Source organism: Rhizobium leguminosarum bv. trifolii WSM2297 (assembly GCF_000271845.1).
In genome coordinates this window covers 1,159,425-1,176,053 of sequence record NZ_JH719393.1, presented here as the reverse complement: position 1 = coordinate 1,176,053, position 16,629 = coordinate 1,159,425, and the positions used below count along the sequence as shown (strand labels likewise).

Sequence of the window (16,629 nt, the reverse complement as noted above, 5' to 3'; positions counted from 1 at the left end):
ATTTAAGGAGACTACCATGACAAGAACCAGTGTTCTGACGCCGGAACAGGTGCCGGCCGCATCCAGACAGACGCTTGATGCTTTCACCAACAACATCGGATTCACCAAGCCCGATCGCGTTCAACGCATGGGCTACTCTGCTCGGCTCCTTGAGCAAAGCGCTCGATGTCAAGACGCGCGACAGCATCGGCCTCGCCGTCTCGGAAGTGAACGGCTGCAACTATTGCCTGACAGTTCACAGCTTTACCGCTGAACATATGGCCAACCTGCCGGCCGAGGACATCATTCTCGCTCGGAAGGGTCAGGCAAACGATCCGAAGCGGGATGCCGCGGTCCAGTTTGCGCGTAAGGTCATCGAGACCCGAGGGCAGGTCAGCGACGAAGATCTGAACGCCGTCCGCGATGCCGGCTACACCGACGCGAACATCATCGAGATTGTCGCTCTGGTGGCGATGTACTCGCTGACGAACTTCTTCAACAACGTGTTCGATCCCGAAAAGGATTTTCCCGCCGTTATCCCGGCCGGCTCGATCTGAGCTTTGGCCTGTCGCAACCTTTTGAAGCTCCGGGATCAATCACATGAACATCCTCCATATCGATAGCAGTCCGCGCCAACAATCGCACAGCCGCCAGCTTTCGGCAGCGATCGTCGAAAAGCTTCTTGAGGTTGCGCCCGGCAGGGCCATCACTCGGCGGGATTTGGGCGCTGAACCCCTGCCCCAAACCCTGGCCCTCTACGCCGCCGCGCTGGCGTCGCCGGCAACATTGGCCGCCCCGCCGATGGGTTCTCTTGATCTTTCCGAAGCGCTGATTCGGGAAATTGAAGCTGCAGATGCGATTGTCATCGGAACGCCGATGCACAATTTGACCATCCCGTCCGTCCTCAAGGCGTGGATCGACCAGATCCTGCGCGTCGGCCGGACAATGAAATCTACGCCGGGCGGGAAGGTGGGAATGCTCCGGGACCGTCCGGTCTTTGTCGGTGTCGCGTCCGGCGGCTTCTTCAACGGCGAGCGAGCCAACCAGCCCGATTTTCTCACGCCCTATCTGTCGCTGGCACTCAGCTCGATCGGGCTGAAGACCCAGCAGTTTCTCTTGCTACAGGGCACAGCCTTCCTGGAGTGGAGCCAGGCACCAGTAGCGAGGGAAAAAGTGCTCGCCGCTCTCGACCTGACCTCCGTAGAGGATCTGCGAGAAACCCACGATCACCCTGCGGTATTCGCGAGCGCCGACAGACGGTATTGCGACCTCCCCTCACTCCCGCAATCGCCGCCAGCAGCATGCTGAGGGCGTACAAGCTCTTGTCGTCCGTATCTCAACCCTCCGGTGCCTGCCGGACCATCAACATGAGGCTTAAGATGATTTCACCTACGCCTACGCTTCCCCAAATCGGCGACAGGATCACCGACAAATCAGCGCCGCCCGATAACAGCGCCGTCCGCGAATGGATCGGACCGGAGGCGTTCGAGCGTTGGGACGAGCTGCGGGACTGGATCGACGAATTCTACCCTGGAGTATTCGCGCCGGACTGGCTCTATGGTGGCAAGTACCGCGGTTGGTCCTTGCGCTACAAGAAAACCAAGGCGTTCACCACTTTCGTACCGGAATACCGGCGGTTTTCGGCTGTCGTGGTCATGGGGGGAGCAGAACGAGAGAAGTTTGAGGAGCGGCGTTATGTCTGGCGTCCTCAATTGGTCCAGCTCTACGATAGCGCCAAAACATACATCGACGGGAAATGGCTGACAGTTGCCATCGCATCGGCAGACGATCTGCATGATGTGATGGAGCTCTTGACTATGAAGCGGCCCCCACCGTCGCGCGATTGAATGTCAGGACACTGGGGTCGCTGCAAAATCGGCGCGGCAGCTTCATGGGAAGCCGGAGCAGTGGCCACGGACAGCATGGAGCCAGTTCTCCACAGTTGACCCCAAGTACTTAACCCAGAGCGACACTGACAAATATCTAAGCTCTTGAACCAACTTTCACTTACGACCTGTAATTCGCGAGCTGGAAGTGATTGAAATTCCTGCTCTTCACCTTGAACGTATTGATATGAAGGTCGGGCGCGAAATCCCACGCCTCTGGCGTTCGCGCCGCCGATCAACAACAGCTTACGAGCCTCGTGGTGTCTAACATGCATCCTGTACTCGAGCGGCGTCATGAGCGTCATCGCCGGGAAGTGCCGATGGAGCGACGTCGGGCTCATGCCTGCGAGACTGGCGAGCAGGCCGATAGACATCGATTCGCGATAATGCTCCTTTAGCCAGGACATCACCCGTCCGATCGAGCGAGCTTCGTATTTCCAGTCGCGGAATCTCTGAGGGTTGCACCATGCTGACCTTGTAGAAGTCGATAATAAAGTTCCGTCGTTGCCGGCGTCAGGAGCGCTCCGAGATCTTCCGGACGGTCGAGAAGCGCCGTGACCCGATGAAGCGCGCTCAAGATTTCTTCTGTCTGGTCTCCTACAGAAGGACCTTCTCGATGCGGCGAAGAGGGCAGGGTCGAGACGTGCGGGAGCAGTTCGGCCAGGAAGACGTAGCGTCTTGCGCGTCAAGCTGAAAATTTAGCTACCGGGCAAAGTGTCGGGCCATTCCAGCGATCCATGAAGGACGCGCAGGACACGAACTGCTGTTTCCGTAACGACATATGGCGTTCCGTTGATCACCAGTTCGCGTGTCCCAGCAATTCTTCCAACGCGACCGCTTGCTGGAAAATCGACCAAGCGGCGCGCAGCGGCCATGATCCGCTCGTCGATCATTACAGCGGCCGAAGGTTTGTCTGCCTCGATATAGGTGAATATGGCGTCTCGATCCGACAGCGCGAACGCAGACCATGTAAGCTTCACGACTTGAGAGCACCTGCTTTGACGCGCGCTGTCGCCCGGCGCTCCGCGAAGTGTGCCTCGACGTCAAAATCTGACACGTCCGGTCGAGTGTCGTTCAGCGCTTCGAGTACCTTCGTGCGAAACCAAGCATCGTGAGCCTCGCTTCCCGAAAAAAGTTCAAGTGGCAGCGCACCCTCATTAGCTGTCCGCGTGAGCAGGATACGGACCGCATCTGATACCGTCAGGCCCATGTTCTCAAGGACGGCGGAAGCACGATCCCGAACTTCGGCATCGATACGTGTTTGGACAAGTGCGTTTGCAGCCATTGGCTATCTCCAAATTTAACAGCAAGGTAATGCATTTGAATGACAATATCCATAGTAAGTTGGCGCGAAGGCCCCGATTCAGATTATCGACGACGCGATTTCCTCGTGCGGCATGTCAGTAATTTATGGAACTATGCCCCCGATCTGGACAGGCAATCTTGAGATCTGAGAGAAAGCGACTGCTTGGAACTCCCGAACTCGCAAGGCTGTACCTGAATCAGTCATTAAGCAAATGGGGCCCACGATGAAGAGCTTCGGAGGCAAATCCGGCGAGTTCGCGAATGAAGAAGTCGAGAACCGTGGACGGTTTCTCCCCGAGGCGGGTGGCAATGATGAAAGGCGACTTGATCCGCGCCTGCTCTGCTAGCACTGCCCGAAAGATCCCCTTCTGCACCCAGTCCGCCGCGTAGTGATCCGGCAGATATCCGAGGTAGCGTCCGGACATTACGAACATTGCCTGCGCTTCCATGTTCGAGGCAGACGCCCGCGCCCGTGCCTTCGGAAAATATTGCAGCTCCCGCATATTGGCATAGGGCCTGACGACAAAATCGAAGCCCTCGACCCGCTCAACCGAAATCTCATTATCCGGCGATGAGAAAAGCGGATGCCCCTTTGCGCAATAGAGAGAATGGGTCTCGTCGCGCAGGCGCGATAATTTCAGGCCCTGGTAAGGTTCCGTTTCCGGCAGAATGGCAATGTCGAGGCCGCCATTGGCGATTTCGGACAGAAGCGCATCCGGCGAATCGATGACCAGCTCCAGCCGTGCCTCCGGCGCTCTGTCGCTGATCCGGGCGATGATGCGGTGGATGGGAAGGTCGGCGTCGGTGATCGTGTTATCCACCAGGCCAAGTCTCAGCGTTCCCGTAATCCGGTTCTTCAAGTTGCCGACATCGCTCTCGAAGGCATTGAGCGCCAGAAACAGCGATTTCGACTGCTCGTGCACGATAGCGCCCCGATCGGTCAGCTCGAAGCCGCCGCGGCCGCGACGACAGAGCCTGAAGCCGAGCCTGTCTTCCAGCGCCTTTATATGAAAGCTCACGGCCGATTGACTGAGCCCAAGGGTGATCTGCGCACCAAGGAAGCTTTTATGCTCCACCACGGCACGAAAGACGGTCAACGATCTAAGGTCGGACTGGGCTAGAAGCATCGACAACGCCTTACATCATATTTTCTGATGTGAACTCCATATTTTTTCTATTTTTTTGCGCTGTTGTCCATGATTTCCTGTTTTCAACACTGAAAACGGGGAACGGAATTATGAAGCGTCTATCGACCTCAAAAGCTCTTCTTATCGGCGCAGCACTCGTTGCCGCGCTTTCGACCTCCACTGCGCGGACTGCAGACCTTCTCGAAAAGGTCAAGTCCGACAAGGTATTTACTGTTGCAACCGAAGCACGCTTTGCGCCTTTCGAATTCGTTGAAGACGGCAAGATCGTCGGCTACTCGGCCGACATCATGGCAGAAGTCATGAAGGCATTGCCGAATGTCACGTTGAAGCGGCTCGACCTACCCTGGCAGGGCATTCTACCGGGCCTCGCGGCAGGCCGCTTCGACTATGTCGTCACGTCGGTCACGGTCACCTCGGAGCGCATGAAGGCCTATCACCTCTCCGCCCCGATTGCGGATGCGACCATGGCCATTCTCAAGCGCAAGGGCGATACGGCGATCACCAAGCCCGAAGACATCGCCGGCAAGGCGGTCGGTTCGCAGGCAGGTTCGGCCCAGCTCGCAGCACTTGAGACCTTTGCTGGAAAGCTGAAGGACGGCGGCAAGCCGGCCGTGACGGTCTCTACCTATACCGATTTCTCGGAGGCCTATGCCGATCTCGGCGCCGGCCGCATCCAGGCTGTCGTCAATTCGCTTCCGAACCTCCTGGAAGTAGCTCGCCAGCGTCCCGATGCGTTCGAAGTGGTTCTGCCGACCTTCGGCCCGAAGACCTATTTCGCGTGGGCCGGCCGCAATGACGCAGACAGCGCTGCACTCAATGCGCTGATCGATGCGGAACAGATCAAGCTGAACAAGTCCGGCAAGCTCGCAGAGCTTCAGAAGAAGTGGTTCGGTGCGCCGATGGAACTGCCGGAAGCTCTCCCCACCGCCGAGTAAGACGCGCAGCGACAGGCAGGTCATGGAAAAGACAGTCGCACACATTTGGCCGGCACTTCTCGATGGCCTGACCACAACGATGACGATCAGTCTGGCGGCGCTTCTTCTCGGCGCGCCGCTGGCCCTCCTGCTGGCGGCGGCCGGACGTGGCGGACGATGGATCCGGGCCCTGGCCGGGATCTATCTCTCCTTCTGGCGTGGAACGCCGATCCTCGTCCAGCTGTTGATCATCTTCTATATTCTCCCCTTTCTCGGGCTTGAGCTGGACCCGGTCGTTGCGGCGACCGTGGCCCTAGCGCTGAATACAGCTGCCTTCCAGTCCGAAATCTACCGGGCGGGCCTCCAGGCCATCCCGAAAGGCGAGATCGAGGCGGCGAAAATGCTTGGCCTTTTTCCCCGCACGATCTTCCTGCATATCGAGGCGCCTCAGGCTTTCCGCACCATGCTGCCGGCGCTCGTTGGCGAAATGCAGGCTCTGGTGAAGAACTCCTCACTCGTCTCGGTGATCGCCGTCACCGACCTGACGCGCCGCGCCCAGCAGGTCGCCGCCTCCACCTTTCGGCCGCTGGACGCCTATGCCTCCGCTCTCATTCTCTATGTCGCGATCGGTATACTTCTCGCAGGAGTGGGCCTTTTGATCGAACGACGTCTCTCGCATGGGAGCGAAGGCCAATGACCGGCTTCACGAACGACGCTCCGCTCTATCTTGCCGGACTTCTAACCACCATCACGGTGTCGGTCAGCGGTATGGCAATCGCAATCCTTCTCGGCATCATGCTTGCCTCGGCGCTACGCAGCCGTTTCCGGCCGCTCTCCCTTGCGGTCAGGGCCTATGTGGAATTTGCCAGAGGCGCACCGCTCGCGCTCGTGCTGTTCCTTCTCTACTACGGGGGCCCACAATTCGGGCTTCTGCTCAGCCCCTATGTGGCGGGCATCGTGGGCCTCGGTGCCTATGGCGCCGGCCCGTTCGCCGAGACCCGGGCAGGTCTCAACGCCGTCCCAAAGGGAGAACGCGAAGCGGCCGAGATGCTGAGCCTGACACGGGGACAATGCTTCCTTTATGTGGAGCTGCCGCAAGCTTTGCGCCTCACCGTGCCGCCGTGTGTGGGCCAAGCGATCGCACTCCTGAAGGAATCGGCCGTTCTGTCTGTCATCACACTTGGCGAACTGACGAAAGTGGCTGGTGCCATCAGCTCGATCACTTTCGCCGTTGTCACTCCCTACCTCTCCATCGCCCTCCTCTACTGGGCATTCGTTGAAATTCTGTCGAGGCTCGGGCGCGTTCTTGAGCGCCGCTTCGCCATGAAAGGCTCCTGACATGACGCAACCGGCGGCGATCTCCGCTCGCGGACTTGAAAAACGTTTTGGCGACAACACCGTATTGCGCGGCATCGATCTCGATGTTCACAGCGGCGACGTCACCTGCATCATCGGGCCCTCCGGTTCCGGCAAGAGCACATTATTGCGCTCGCTTGCCTTTCTTGACGCCTATGACGCAGGCGATGTCCGCATCTTCGGCAAGATGCTCGGATGGCGCGAGACGCCGCATGGCCGCGAGCGGGCCGGCAACAGGGAGCTTATCGAAGCCCGAAGCCCGATCGGGATGGTGTTTCAGCATTTCCATCTGTGGCCACATATGAGCGTTCTGGAAAATGTCACCCTTGCACTTCGGCTGGCGCATGGCTTTTCGCGGGCCGCAGCCGAGGAGACTGGGCGGCAGATGCTGGGCAAGGTCGGCCTTGCCGACTATGCCGACCGCCGACCGGAAAGCCTGTCCGGCGGACAGAAGCAGCGCGTGGCGATCGCCAGAGCACTGGCGGTCAAGCCCAAGGTCATGCTTTTCGACGAACCCACCTCGGCGCTCGACCCGGAACTCGTCGGCGAAGTTCTTTCCGTCATGAAGGCGCTGGCGGCGGAGGGCATGACCATGGTCATCGTCACCCACGAAATGGGCTTTGCCTCCCATGCGGCCCGTCGGGTCGTCTTCATGGATGGCGGCCAGATCGTCGAAGAAGGATCGCCGCAGGTGCTTTTCAGCACCCCGAAAAGCGGCCGCCTCTCCCAGTTTCTGCAAACCTGGCGCGAACGCGCGCTCTAGTGCCTGAAAAGGAATGACCATGACTGCCCACGGCTATGACAACGGACGGCTCAACCTCCCCTTCGTCGGCATTTCGACCTTCGCCAAGAGCCCCTATGTGGAAAACTGGGACCAGATCGACGCAGATGTGGCAATCCTCGGCGCTCCCTTCGATTTCGGCACGCAGTGGCGCTCCGGCGCCCGCTTCGGGCCGCGAGGCATCCGCGAGGCATCGACCCTTTTTGCCTTCGGCCATGCCGGCGCCTACGATCATGAGGACGACGTCACCTATCTTGAAGGCGTTCGCATGGTCGATCTCGGCGATGCCGACATCATTCATACCGATACGATGACGAGCCACGCCAATATCGAATTCGGCGTTCGCAAGATCCTCGCAGCCGGCGCACTGCCGGTCATCCTCGGCGGCGACCATTCGATCAACATCCCTTGCATCAACGCCTTCGGCGAGCAGGAACCGATCCATGTCGTGCAGTTCGACGCGCATCTCGATTTCGTCGACGAGCGTCATGGCGTCCGCTTCGGTCATGGCAGCCCGCTGCGCCGTGCCTCAGAAAAGCCGTGGGTCACGGGCATGACACAGCTTGGCATCCGCAACGTCTCGTCGACCGCCAAGGAAGGCTATGACTATGCCCGCGCGCAAGGGTCGGACATCCTGTCGGTCCGCCAGGTCCGCAAGCTTGGCGTCGATGCCGTTCTAGAGCGTATCCCTGGCGGCAAACGCTATTACCTGACGATCGATATCGATGGTTTCGATCCATCGATCGCGCCGGGGACCGGCACGCCGAGCCATGGCGGTTTCATCTACTACGAAGTGCTGGAACTTATCGCCGGCCTTGCCACGCGCGGGACGATCGTCGGTGTTGATCTGGTAGAAGTGGCGCCGGACTATGATCATACCGGTTCCACATCGATCCTCGCGGCTCAGCTATTGCTCAACACGATTGGAAGAATCTTGACGTAGCGGGTGGTCAAGTGCCCGCGCCGATTGGCGGCGAAGCGACGTTGATCCAGGACCTCAGTTCGAATGCCGTTGCGTCAAGATTTCAGCCCAAGGCGAACTTCAACACTTCGGCGCACCATGCGACCGATGCGCCCACATCTTCACGTCCGCGATCTGGTTCATCTAGTCGCGAAAGTGATGATCTCGGGGCTCGACGGTCCAAGCGGGCTGCCGTCAAAACCCCCGAATCGCTGTTCGATCCGTAGCCCCGCGCTTTCCAGAAGGCTAGATAGTTCATCCGCCTCAAGGAATCGCAAGGTGCTCTGACTAACCCGCGGGAGGCTCCAATGCTTTCCGCAGAACCTGTGGGTGAATGTCAGCGTTTTTCCATCGAAAGGGATGACAACCTCTGTTGTGATCTGCACCAATGACCCGTCAGGCAGTTCAACGACGACAGCATTCTCAGGCGTCCAATTCTCCCACGCACGCACCGAAGGATTCCGCGTTTCGAAAGCGAAACGTCCACCTGGCACAAGGACGAGTCGTACAGCCGCCATGAAATCCCGCAGGTCTTCGTCGCTGACAAGGGCCTGGAATGCGTGTCCAGTCATCACAATGAGATCAAACTGCGCTGTCCAACCGACCGACTGGAGATCGCCGAGAACCCATTCAATGTCCGTGCGCGTTCGTGCGCGGTTCAATACGCCAGGTGCTGGGTCGATCCCACAGAGTCGCCCCGAATGTCCGGCCAGGCGAGCCTCGTGAAGGAGGGTGCCCGTTCCAAACCCGACATCAAGCACAGCGTCTGCTGTTAGAATGCGAGAAAGGTAGAAATCATAATCCTCACGTACGGACCTCGGATGCCAGGCATCATAAACGGCTGAGAGGTACGGGTCGGCGAAAAGATGGTCGAGCATAGGGTCAAGTTCGAATGAGGAGTGGGACGAGCTAAAGCGGATAACGAATTTACCGAATAATGGCTGGATCTGGGCAAACAAGTGAGATGAACCGCGGCACGCCCGGATTACTGTTTTCTTTGGTCGAAGGCATTTGACGCGTTGCCTGGGCCGAGTTCGGCGGCCGGCCCGGCACAGGTAGCGGGTCAATTTTTCCGACAGATGCCCGACAACTTCATGTCCGCGATCTTCGCCGCGCCCATCAACTTCCGGCTCTGTTCGACAAGCTGCGAATATCGTCGCGCGCGTATCAACCCTCAAGCGCAGCCTGAGCAGCCTGCTGCGCGCGGATCGTCCGGGGATCGACGGAAATCCAGGAATCCACAATCTTGCCGTCGACGACGCGGTACATGTTCAGACCCGTCGCCTCGAACGGTTTATTGGTGGGTTTCAGATTGAAGAACTGGCCCGTGTGCACGCCCGTCTCGCGCCATTGAGCAACGACCAGGTCGCCGCTTGCTACGATCAGCTGTAACTCGCTCTTGAGGTCGGAATACGCTTTGTGGATGTTATTGACGGCTTGCGCAAATCCCGCCGGACCATTCCTGCCGTTCGAATGATCCGTATGTTTCTCCGAAACGACTGCCGCGAAGCCGCCGGCGTCGTTCCGCTGGATGTATTCATAAAGCTGACGAACGACCTGCTCATTTCTGGCTGTATCATTCATGATGCCTCTCCTGTTTTTTGATTGGCTGATTGGGATCAAACACTGATGGTCAGATCAACCTTGGTGTCGAAGGCGGCAAAGAGCATGCTTATCAACGCGGCGAGAAGTGTTGGACTTCGGGCATAGCGAGGCCGTCGACCACTGGGATTTGCATGACTTGTACTAAAGCATCTGATCAAGCATCCGTCGAAACGGGCCTTCTTGAACGGCCCGTTCTTGTTTAGATGATCGCCACTCCGCTCCTCGGCGACAAGTGACCATTATGGCTTCTCGAGACCAGCTTTCCTTGCAAACATAATAGCATGCCGCCGCTTGGCCTCGCGCGTGCCCTATCCTTCCATGTTCATCCAGACAATTTCCCAGACATAGCCATCTGGATCTTCAACATGGCGATTATACATGAACCCCAAATCCTGTGCGGGGTTGGGGTCGGCGCGCCCACCTGCCGCAACGGCGCTTGCCAGCGTCGCGTCGACGCTGTCGCGATCGCCGACAGTGAGGACGATCATCGCCTGACTGTCGCGCCGGGCGTCGCCAATAGGGCGTTTGGTGAATTCTTTGTAGTGGTCATGGGTCAGCAGCATCACCCCGACCGAGTCCGAGAACATGAGCGAAGTGGAGTTCTCCCCGGAAAACTGCCCATTAACAGTGCCGCCCAAGGCCACGTAGAACGCCGTCGACGCCGACAGGTCCCGGACAGGCAGGTTCACAATCATCATTTTAGACATCACATTCCTTTTCCGGCCCTCCTTTGTGAGGCCACATTTTTGATATACAATGCGTATAGTTAAATCAAGCTAATTTTTGCCCGGGGAGCTGGCGCGAGTTTGCTCGCGCGGCCTTCTGGGTCAGGAAGGAAATTTGTAAGCTCAGCAAGACGACGAGGGCGGGATGGCGCATCGCGGCAGCCTGCCGCCTGTTGGCCGCAAACGATTGCTCTGAGGTGATCCCCAACTCTTGCAGGGCCTCAGCCAACCCCTCGGCCGTCGACATCCGCGGGCGATTTGCGTGCCGGGCGATGACCGCTTGCCGCCTCGACTGGGTGGGACGCCCCACGCTTGCGGCCTGGCCATGACTGAATGCCTGGCAAGAGCCGCTCGAGGGTAATGAAGTGCAGAACCAGACAGACGAGAATGTCGCGCAGTCCTCGAGCGGCGCGTCCGCCCAGCACGAAAAAAATTGGGTGGTCGTTGGCGTCGAGTGGAAACAACGCCGCGAAACGGCCGACCGCAACCGCCTGGGCGAAGGTGGAGAAAGTAAACGGCAAAATAGTCTCCCCGGTAACTTTAGCAGCAACCTGCTCGGCGGCGTAGACGCCTGAGACTGCGGCGGTAAGCGCAGATGGTCGAAATGGAGCACCAGTTGAACCGCGGGGATGAGCGCTGTCGCCAATGGCCAGAATGCAAGGATGGGAGACAGATCGGAGGTCATGTCGACAACCACCCGGTCCTGCGCATCGACCGTAAGCCCAGCCTCTCTGGCTATCGAGGGCGCGCGCATCCCGGCCGCCCAAATGCACACGTCGAATGTAAAGTGGCGTCCGTTCGCAGTGACCACCTCGCTCGCGGTGATTTCACTGACGCGTTCATTGTCGACAAGTGCAACGCCCAGTTTCGTCAGATCGCGTCTGAGTACGGCTCGGACCTTGTCGCTGGTGAAATCCCCGGCACGCGTTGCGCTCACCAGCGTGACGTCCATTTCGGGCCAGGTTGATTTGACCTCGCCTGCCGCCTCGATCGAAAGCGGCCCTCCGCCGACGGCCAGCACGCGAGCGGGTCGTCCTGCGAACTGGTGCAAGGTGCCTCGTAAAGCCGCAGTCGAATGTAGGCTCTCGCCCGGGTCGAGCCGATAGGCGTATCGCGACGCGCCAGGCGTTTTGCTCGTATCGACATGCGACCCAAGCGCGTAAATGAGCTGGGTAAAGCCGATCTCACGCGCAGATCCCCTAGCTTCGATGTGGACACGGCACCGTACGGGATCCAGCGAAAGCGCACGCGCCTCTATGAACTTGATTGGCGTCCTCGCGAGATAGTCGGAAAGGGACGCGATCCGCGGCATAACAGGAGCGACCATCGCTTCCTGCAGCCGCACACGTTCTACGAACTGTTCCTCGGCGTTGATTAACGCGACCCGAAGTCCAAGCCGGCGTCGCCCCAACCGAAGACTGGCCATCAACCCTGCGTAGCCAGCTCCCAATACGACTATGTCATAGGTTTCGAACGGTGCGTCAGGTGTTGTCAACATCGAGGACTTCTCCGGCATAGCCATTGCAATATCCGTCTCTATGCGTAGCGGGCGGCGGCCATGGTCACAGCCGCGATAGCGAGCAGAATGGCCGCGCCCCGCTGAGCGACCGCGACGCGGGGTCGAACGCTCGCGTCATAGTCGCCGCCAGCTTTCCTCAACCGCCGCAGCGCGCCACCCACAACCGTCGCCTGGATGCCAAGGGCAAGAATTGCGGCCACGGCGCCAGCCCCCAGCAGTTGTTCGGCGGTTCCAAAGGAACCCTCATGCAGCGTGTGCCAAAGATAACCGCCGGCGCCGATGGCGATTGCGGCAGCGAAAAGTTGCGAACGGAAGAGTTGCTCACTTCCGAGTCCCGCCGTTCGCGCCAACGCGAATGTGGATCCGGCCCAGAACGTGGCGGCAAGAATATGGACCGACATGGCTATGATCAGCGACAGTTGCATGGCATTGATCCTCTTGACTGGCAAATTAAATATACATTGTGTTAAGTTAAATCAAGAGGCAAGATCGTGTCAAAGCGTTCCTATGTCAGCGTAGCGCGGGCTGAGGCGGCCGCGGAAAAAAAGGAACGGGTGATTCAGGCGGCCACCCGCTTCCTCCGCGAAGCAGATAGCATCACAGCTTTTTCGTTGGACTCCATTGCGAAGGCTGCCGGCGTGACCCGTCTTACGGTCTATAATCAGTTCGGGTCGCGGCGCGGGCTGCTCGAGGCGGTCTTCGACGATATCGCTCAACGAGGGCAGCTCCTCCGCCTGAACGGCGTAATGGCCGAGGCTAACCCCTCGAAGGGACTAGACCTTCTGATTTCAATCTTTTGTGACTTTTGGAGCGGCGATCCAGCGGTGACTCGGCTCCACGACGCCATGGTGATTGATCAGGAGTTCGCGGAGGCGCTGCTCCAGCGTAACGAACGCCGTAGAAGAATGATCGGGGACCTAGTCGCACGAATAGCTGGGGAACAGGCAACAGTCGCAGCCAAACGCGACGCCGTGGACCTCATATTCGCACTCACGAGCTGCGGGATGTTTCGAATGCTCTCTGGAGCAAGGCCCATCGAGGCTGTTTGCGCTATCATAACGCACGCCGCTTGGGCAGCCATTACCAGGATCTCGTCCCCAAGTCCCGCCCGAAGTTGATCCCTGCAGGCCGTCCTCACCCGCTGGAAACGGCGTCCGCCCGACGCGAGAAATTCTGGTAATAACCACCGCGATGAAGTTGCTCACCTTCGATCTGGTGAACTCTCCGCGATTGATATCGATGGGAGCCTGACGAAGCAGAGAACACAATGGATCGCCAGGAAGCTCTCGATCGAGCACATGCGCTCATTCAAGATCATGAGTGAGCGTCCGACGAATGCATTTTTTGCGTCTACGAGGCGCGGTTTAGGACTTGCGGCTTAGCTCATCTGCCATGACGCGCTCGATCATCTCGGGATCGCATTGTTCATCGACGAGGAACTGGCGGATTCCACCATCCCACGTCCTTATGTCGGCCAGGAGATCTCGAAGGTCGTCAATTCCATTTTCGGTCAGGCCTTTTGTGCCATCTTCACTGCCATCGCGGACATATACCAATTCGCCCTCGGCGATATTGTCCGAGTTGGCGGTGACTTCCTCGAGTAGTTCAAGGTTCTCGCCGATCATGCTGGCGACTTCTTTGAGCGTGTAGATGAACCTCGAGCGTGCCATCACGCAGCCTCGCATCGGTCTTTCGCCGGCACCCACTGCCACGGCAGCAATTCCTGGAGCCGATCCTTGGGATAGCTCTGGATCCGGGTCAGGACGTCTGTCAGATAGACCTCCGGATTGTGACCATGGAGCTTGGCAGTCTCGATGATGGTCAGGATGTTGGCGATGCGCTCACCGCCCTTGTCTGACCCGGCGAAGAGCCAGTTTTTTCTTCCGATTCCAAGCGGTCTCATGGCGCGCTCGGCTATATTGTTGTCGACCTCAACACGGCCATCGTCGATGTAAACGCTCAACGCTGCCCACCGCGAGAGGGCATATCGCATCGCTTCCGCCAGCTTCTGCTTCTGTGGCAGCGTCGAAAGCGTAGCCTCGATCCAGACCTTCAGCTCTCCCAGTATGGGCTTGGCATGTTGTTGGCGCAGTTTGCGTCGCTCGTCGGCAGGCATGCCGCGGATGCGATCCTCGATATCGTAGAGCGCACCGATGCGCGACAGTGCCTCGTCGGCGATCGGAGATGGCTTCAGCTTGATCACATCGTGGAACTTGCGGCGCACATGCGCCATGCAGGCGGCCTCGACGATCTGGTTGCCGTAGAGCTTCTTGTAACCTCCATAGCCATCAGCATGCATCACGCCGCTGAAGTTTGCGAGATGGTCAGCCGGATGCACGCCCTTTCGGTCGGGGCTATAGTAATAGGCGATTGCTCCGGGAGTGGGATCTTGATAACCGCTGCCATCGAAGACATAGACCCAAACCCTGCCAGTTTTTGTCTTTCCTCGCCCAGGGTCGAGAACATCGACCGGGGTATCGTCTGTATGTATTCGGTCAAGCGCGGCGATGTGCGCCCTGATAGCCAAGACGAGCGGCGCAAGCAAAAACGACACGCGGCCAACCCAGTCCGCCATGACAGAGCGAGAGATGTCTATCCCCAGCCGGTCGTACATCTCGGATAGGCGGTAGAGAGGGATATGATCGTCGAATTTGGCGACCATGATATGGGCGAGCAATCCCGGTCCGGGCTTGCCGCGTTCGATGGGCAGGGTCGGCATCTCACCCGCTACCGTCGTGTCGCACTCCCTGCAAATCATGCGCTTTTCGACATGACGGACAATCTTGATGGACGCCGGCACGTGCTCCATCACCTGGACCACCTTGTCTGCTGCCTTCAGGAATGATGTGCCTCCGCACGTCGGACAATTGCAGGGCGCGGCATAGACCAGCTCTTCGGTGGGAAGACCATCGGGCAACGGTTTGCGCTTCGGCTTGTCCGGGGTGTCGTTCAACTCCGGCAAAGGAGCTTTCCCGGAGCGCATCTCAGCCTCGGCACGAGAGGCCTCGATCTCCTCCAGCATCAGTTCGAATTGCTCGATCTTCCGGTCGATCTTTTCCGAAGAAGCGCCATGCTGCCGATGGCGGAGCAGTTCCAGTTGCGCGCGCAGAAGCCCGATAATGGAGTCGCGCTTGATGACTTCGGCTTCCTGGCTCTCAAGTTTCGCCGCCTGTTCCGCGACGAGTGCACGCAAAACAGCTAGCTCGTCCTGACTGTTCAGCGGCGTTGTTTCCATACCCGCATACATAGCCGATTTGCGCCGGAAGTGCCAGCATTTTGCCCCGGATGTCCTTGCAAAATATAGCTTTTAACCCGTTCGTCCGGGAGCAGAAGTCCACGCAGGTCGGCGCCAATCGATCCCCTCAACAAGCATCGACAACTGAGCTTGCGTCAGATGCGCAACCCCATCTTTCGCCGTCGGCCAGGGAAAGTATCCGCGTTCCAAAATTTTGTAAAACAGGCAAAACCCTTGGCCATCCCACCATAAAAGTTTGATCCGATCAGCGCGTTTTCCGCGGAAGCCGAAGATTGCGCCGGAGCCCGGCGCTTCCTTGATAGCCGTCTCGACAAGCGCCGACAGTCCATCAATGCCACGCCGCATGTCGGTCACCCCGCAAGCCAGATAAACCCGCACATTCCCCGAAGGCCCGATCATGCCGCCTCCACACAAGCGACCAGTGACGATAGCACTTCGAGATCCATGTCCGCTGCAATTCTCAGTAAGCGGCCATTCCTCAGGACGATCTCAACGTCTTTGCATCTCGACCGAGCACTGCTCCTCTTGGAACCGTCACCCACGCTCTCCGACGCTCCGATAAGCGATACCGGGATGAACGTCTGGGGAGATTCGGCTGGCAAGAGCTTCTTTCGCCAGGCGTAAATCTGCTGCGGAAGAACGTCGTGCCGGCGCGCGACATCCGAAACGGTGCCATCCGCGCTGAACGCTTCTTGCAATATCGAAAGCTTCAGTTCCGTCGACCAGCGACGTTGTCGCTCGGCACCCGTCAGAATCTCAACCTTGGCCATTCATACCCTGTTACGTCACAAATGAATCATCTGTGTCGTAACTTGCGCCAATCCCGCACCTAACCAAAATCCGATCACCGGACGCTCACGATCATGAAAGAGTAGTCTTCATGATGTGCGGCATTTCAGGTTCAGGAAAGACCACATTCGCCCAGGAACTTGAGAAGATGGGGTGTGAACGCCTATCGATAGATGAGGAAATCTGGCGCGCCAATGGCCGCTTCGGCCTGGATTACGCAGAGCATGAATATGGCGAGTTGCGAGACGCGGCAGAGGAACGCCTCCGCAAGCAACTCATAGAGATGCTCCGGCGGGGAACCAAGGTTGTCATCGATTTCAGTTTTTGGAGTGCCAAAGCACGATTACCGTGATCTTGTGCAAGCAACGATTATCGACAACAACTGGTGTTCATGAACATTCTGCC

At 58.4% G+C, this 16,629-nt stretch carries 22 protein-coding genes and 1 pseudogene; 10 read left to right on the top strand and 13 right to left on the bottom strand.

The window, feature by feature from the left end; all coding sequences use genetic code 11:
- Positions 1-16: 16 nt before the first annotated feature.
- The 3 genes and pseudogenes from RLEG4DRAFT_RS09275 to RLEG4DRAFT_RS09265 all read left to right on the top strand — a co-directional run bounded on the left by RLEG4DRAFT_RS09275 (position 17) and on the right by RLEG4DRAFT_RS09265 (position 1,826).
- Positions 17-536: pseudogene (locus tag RLEG4DRAFT_RS09275) on the top strand (carboxymuconolactone decarboxylase family protein).
- Positions 537-579: 43 nt separating this feature from the next.
- Positions 580-1,287 carry an FMN-dependent NADH-azoreductase gene (locus RLEG4DRAFT_RS09270; RefSeq protein WP_003577184.1) on the top strand — a complete coding sequence of 236 codons (708 nt, stop codon included), beginning with the start codon at positions 580-582 and terminating at the stop codon, positions 1,285-1,287.
- Between the two features lie 71 nt (positions 1,288-1,358).
- Positions 1,359-1,826, top strand: a complete 468-nt coding sequence (locus tag RLEG4DRAFT_RS09265; protein WP_003577183.1) for a DUF3788 domain-containing protein — start codon at positions 1,359-1,361, stop codon at positions 1,824-1,826.
- 445 nt (positions 1,827-2,271) lie between these two features.
- Here the strand turns inward: RLEG4DRAFT_RS09265 and RLEG4DRAFT_RS59920 are convergent, their stop codons facing one another.
- From RLEG4DRAFT_RS59920 to RLEG4DRAFT_RS09255, 4 genes are all read right to left on the bottom strand, one after another.
- Entirely contained in the window at positions 2,272-2,499 is a 228-nt protein-coding gene (locus RLEG4DRAFT_RS59920) for an AraC family transcriptional regulator N-terminal domain-containing protein (RefSeq protein ID WP_432416799.1), read from the bottom strand.
- A gap of 64 nt (positions 2,500-2,563) precedes the next feature.
- Positions 2,564-2,845 (bottom strand): type II toxin-antitoxin system RelE/ParE family toxin, encoded by a 282-nt coding sequence (locus tag RLEG4DRAFT_RS38620; RefSeq protein ID WP_003577182.1) that lies wholly within the window; start codon positions 2,843-2,845, stop codon positions 2,564-2,566.
- Positions 2,842-3,150 carry a type II toxin-antitoxin system RelB/DinJ family antitoxin gene (locus RLEG4DRAFT_RS09260; protein ID WP_003577181.1) on the bottom strand — a complete coding sequence of 103 codons (309 nt, stop codon included), beginning with the start codon at positions 3,148-3,150 and terminating at the stop codon, positions 2,842-2,844. The genes RLEG4DRAFT_RS38620 and RLEG4DRAFT_RS09260 overlap by 4 nt, the downstream gene beginning before the upstream one ends.
- Before the next feature lie 217 nt (positions 3,151-3,367).
- Complete coding sequence (locus RLEG4DRAFT_RS09255) at positions 3,368-4,297, bottom strand: LysR family transcriptional regulator (protein ID WP_003577180.1); 930 nt, start codon at positions 4,295-4,297, stop codon at positions 3,368-3,370.
- 110 nt (positions 4,298-4,407) lie between these two features.
- Between RLEG4DRAFT_RS09255 and RLEG4DRAFT_RS09250 the strand changes: the two genes are divergently transcribed.
- Genes RLEG4DRAFT_RS09250 through speB form a run of 5 tightly spaced genes read left to right on the top strand, consistent with a single transcriptional unit; the run spans position 4,408 to position 8,312 of the window.
- Positions 4,408-5,253 carry a transporter substrate-binding domain-containing protein gene (locus tag RLEG4DRAFT_RS09250; protein ID WP_003577179.1) on the top strand — a complete coding sequence of 282 codons (846 nt, stop codon included), beginning with the start codon at positions 4,408-4,410 and terminating at the stop codon, positions 5,251-5,253.
- A gap of 22 nt (positions 5,254-5,275) precedes the next feature.
- Positions 5,276-5,929: an amino acid ABC transporter permease gene (locus RLEG4DRAFT_RS09245; protein WP_003577178.1), complete on the top strand. Its 654-nt coding sequence runs from the start codon at positions 5,276-5,278 to the stop codon at positions 5,927-5,929.
- Positions 5,926-6,570 carry an amino acid ABC transporter permease gene (locus RLEG4DRAFT_RS09240; protein ID WP_003577176.1) on the top strand — a complete coding sequence of 215 codons (645 nt, stop codon included), beginning with the start codon at positions 5,926-5,928 and terminating at the stop codon, positions 6,568-6,570. The genes RLEG4DRAFT_RS09245 and RLEG4DRAFT_RS09240 overlap by 4 nt, the downstream gene beginning before the upstream one ends.
- A gap of 1 nt (position 6,571) precedes the next feature.
- Positions 6,572-7,351 carry an amino acid ABC transporter ATP-binding protein gene (locus tag RLEG4DRAFT_RS09235; protein WP_003577174.1) on the top strand — a complete coding sequence of 260 codons (780 nt, stop codon included), beginning with the start codon at positions 6,572-6,574 and terminating at the stop codon, positions 7,349-7,351.
- A 19-nt stretch (positions 7,352-7,370) separates the two neighbouring features.
- On the top strand, positions 7,371-8,312 hold the full coding sequence (gene speB / locus RLEG4DRAFT_RS09230; RefSeq protein WP_003577172.1) for an agmatinase: 942 nt from the start codon (positions 7,371-7,373) through the stop codon (positions 8,310-8,312).
- A 158-nt stretch (positions 8,313-8,470) separates the two neighbouring features.
- Here the strand turns inward: speB and RLEG4DRAFT_RS09225 are convergent, their stop codons facing one another.
- The 5 genes from RLEG4DRAFT_RS09225 to RLEG4DRAFT_RS09205 form a co-directional block, all read right to left on the bottom strand.
- Positions 8,471-9,208, bottom strand: coding sequence for a class I SAM-dependent DNA methyltransferase (locus RLEG4DRAFT_RS09225; protein ID WP_037093502.1), 738 nt, complete (start codon positions 9,206-9,208; stop codon positions 8,471-8,473).
- A 289-nt stretch (positions 9,209-9,497) separates the two neighbouring features.
- Entirely contained in the window at positions 9,498-9,914 is a 417-nt protein-coding gene (locus tag RLEG4DRAFT_RS09220; protein ID WP_003577170.1) for an ester cyclase, read from the bottom strand.
- Positions 9,915-10,243: 329 nt separating this feature from the next.
- Positions 10,244-10,642, bottom strand: coding sequence for a VOC family protein (locus RLEG4DRAFT_RS09215; protein ID WP_003577169.1), 399 nt, complete (start codon positions 10,640-10,642; stop codon positions 10,244-10,246).
- Between the two features lie 64 nt (positions 10,643-10,706).
- Positions 10,707-12,182, bottom strand: coding sequence for an NAD(P)/FAD-dependent oxidoreductase (locus RLEG4DRAFT_RS09210; RefSeq protein WP_037093398.1), 1,476 nt, complete (start codon positions 12,180-12,182; stop codon positions 10,707-10,709).
- A 14-nt stretch (positions 12,183-12,196) separates the two neighbouring features.
- On the bottom strand, positions 12,197-12,604 hold the full coding sequence (locus RLEG4DRAFT_RS09205; RefSeq protein ID WP_003577166.1) for a hypothetical protein: 408 nt from the start codon (positions 12,602-12,604) through the stop codon (positions 12,197-12,199).
- A 66-nt stretch (positions 12,605-12,670) separates the two neighbouring features.
- Between RLEG4DRAFT_RS09205 and RLEG4DRAFT_RS09200 the strand changes: the two genes are divergently transcribed.
- The gene (locus tag RLEG4DRAFT_RS09200) at positions 12,671-13,297 is read left to right on the top strand and encodes a TetR/AcrR family transcriptional regulator (protein WP_003577164.1); all 627 of its coding nucleotides are present in this window, start codon (positions 12,671-12,673) and stop codon (positions 13,295-13,297) included.
- Positions 13,298-13,543: 246 nt separating this feature from the next.
- Here RLEG4DRAFT_RS09200 and RLEG4DRAFT_RS54155 read toward each other — a convergent pair whose 3' ends face one another.
- The 4 genes from RLEG4DRAFT_RS54155 to tnpA all read right to left on the bottom strand — a co-directional run bounded on the left by RLEG4DRAFT_RS54155 (position 13,544) and on the right by tnpA (position 16,205).
- Positions 13,544-13,849 carry a hypothetical protein gene (locus RLEG4DRAFT_RS54155; protein WP_003574546.1) on the bottom strand — a complete coding sequence of 102 codons (306 nt, stop codon included), beginning with the start codon at positions 13,847-13,849 and terminating at the stop codon, positions 13,544-13,546.
- A complete protein-coding gene (gene tnpC, locus RLEG4DRAFT_RS09190) occupies positions 13,849-15,414 on the bottom strand; it encodes an IS66 family transposase (protein ID WP_037093500.1) in 1,566 nt (521 codons plus the stop codon). Before tnpC ends, RLEG4DRAFT_RS54155 begins: the two co-directional genes overlap by 1 nt.
- Positions 15,415-15,486: 72 nt before the next feature.
- A complete protein-coding gene (gene tnpB / locus RLEG4DRAFT_RS09185) occupies positions 15,487-15,834 on the bottom strand; it encodes an IS66 family insertion sequence element accessory protein TnpB (RefSeq protein WP_003577159.1) in 348 nt (115 codons plus the stop codon).
- On the bottom strand, positions 15,831-16,205 hold the full coding sequence (gene tnpA, locus RLEG4DRAFT_RS09180) for an IS66-like element accessory protein TnpA (RefSeq protein WP_003577157.1): 375 nt from the start codon (positions 16,203-16,205) through the stop codon (positions 15,831-15,833). Before tnpA ends, tnpB begins: the two co-directional genes overlap by 4 nt.
- Positions 16,206-16,315: 110 nt before the next feature.
- Here tnpA and RLEG4DRAFT_RS42525 point away from each other — a divergent pair, with 110 nt between their 5' ends.
- Complete coding sequence (locus tag RLEG4DRAFT_RS42525) at positions 16,316-16,576, top strand: AAA family ATPase (protein WP_245277946.1); 261 nt, start codon at positions 16,316-16,318, stop codon at positions 16,574-16,576.
- The last annotated feature ends 53 nt before the right edge of the window (positions 16,577-16,629 follow it).

What these genes read in the sequence shown, in the direction of transcription:
- RLEG4DRAFT_RS09240 (WP_003577176.1), top strand. Translation starts at nt 5,926, where the DNA reads ATGACCGGCTTCACGAACGACGCTCCGCTCTATCTTGCCGGACTTCTA.
- RLEG4DRAFT_RS09215 (WP_003577169.1), bottom strand. Translation starts at nt 10,642, where the DNA reads ATGTCTAAAATGATGATTGTGAACCTGCCTGTCCGGGACCTGTCGGCG.
- RLEG4DRAFT_RS09210 (WP_037093398.1), bottom strand. Translation starts at nt 12,182, where the DNA reads ATGGCTATGCCGGAGAAGTCCTCGATGTTGACAACACCTGACGCACCG.
- RLEG4DRAFT_RS54155 (WP_003574546.1), bottom strand. Translation starts at nt 13,849, where the DNA reads ATGGCACGCTCGAGGTTCATCTACACGCTCAAAGAAGTCGCCAGCATG.
- RLEG4DRAFT_RS09255 (WP_003577180.1), bottom strand. Translation starts at nt 4,297, where the DNA reads ATGCTTCTAGCCCAGTCCGACCTTAGATCGTTGACCGTCTTTCGTGCC.
- RLEG4DRAFT_RS09250 (WP_003577179.1), top strand. Translation starts at nt 4,408, where the DNA reads ATGAAGCGTCTATCGACCTCAAAAGCTCTTCTTATCGGCGCAGCACTC.
- tnpB (WP_003577159.1), bottom strand. Translation starts at nt 15,834, where the DNA reads ATGATCGGGCCTTCGGGGAATGTGCGGGTTTATCTGGCTTGCGGGGTG.
- RLEG4DRAFT_RS09220 (WP_003577170.1), bottom strand. Translation starts at nt 9,914, where the DNA reads ATGAATGATACAGCCAGAAATGAGCAGGTCGTTCGTCAGCTTTATGAA.
- RLEG4DRAFT_RS09235 (WP_003577174.1), top strand. Translation starts at nt 6,572, where the DNA reads ATGACGCAACCGGCGGCGATCTCCGCTCGCGGACTTGAAAAACGTTTT.
- RLEG4DRAFT_RS09260 (WP_003577181.1), bottom strand. Translation starts at nt 3,150, where the DNA reads ATGGCTGCAAACGCACTTGTCCAAACACGTATCGATGCCGAAGTTCGG.
- tnpC (WP_037093500.1), bottom strand. Translation starts at nt 15,414, where the DNA reads ATGGAAACAACGCCGCTGAACAGTCAGGACGAGCTAGCTGTTTTGCGT.
- RLEG4DRAFT_RS09225 (WP_037093502.1), bottom strand. Translation starts at nt 9,208, where the DNA reads ATGCTCGACCATCTTTTCGCCGACCCGTACCTCTCAGCCGTTTATGAT.
- speB (WP_003577172.1), top strand. Translation starts at nt 7,371, where the DNA reads ATGACTGCCCACGGCTATGACAACGGACGGCTCAACCTCCCCTTCGTC.
- RLEG4DRAFT_RS42525 (WP_245277946.1), top strand. Translation starts at nt 16,316, where the DNA reads ATGATGTGCGGCATTTCAGGTTCAGGAAAGACCACATTCGCCCAGGAA.
- tnpA (WP_003577157.1), bottom strand. Translation starts at nt 16,205, where the DNA reads ATGGCCAAGGTTGAGATTCTGACGGGTGCCGAGCGACAACGTCGCTGG.
- RLEG4DRAFT_RS09265 (WP_003577183.1), top strand. Translation starts at nt 1,359, where the DNA reads ATGATTTCACCTACGCCTACGCTTCCCCAAATCGGCGACAGGATCACC.
- RLEG4DRAFT_RS09245 (WP_003577178.1), top strand. Translation starts at nt 5,276, where the DNA reads ATGGAAAAGACAGTCGCACACATTTGGCCGGCACTTCTCGATGGCCTG.
- RLEG4DRAFT_RS09205 (WP_003577166.1), bottom strand. Translation starts at nt 12,604, where the DNA reads ATGCAACTGTCGCTGATCATAGCCATGTCGGTCCATATTCTTGCCGCC.
- RLEG4DRAFT_RS09270 (WP_003577184.1), top strand. Translation starts at nt 580, where the DNA reads ATGAACATCCTCCATATCGATAGCAGTCCGCGCCAACAATCGCACAGC.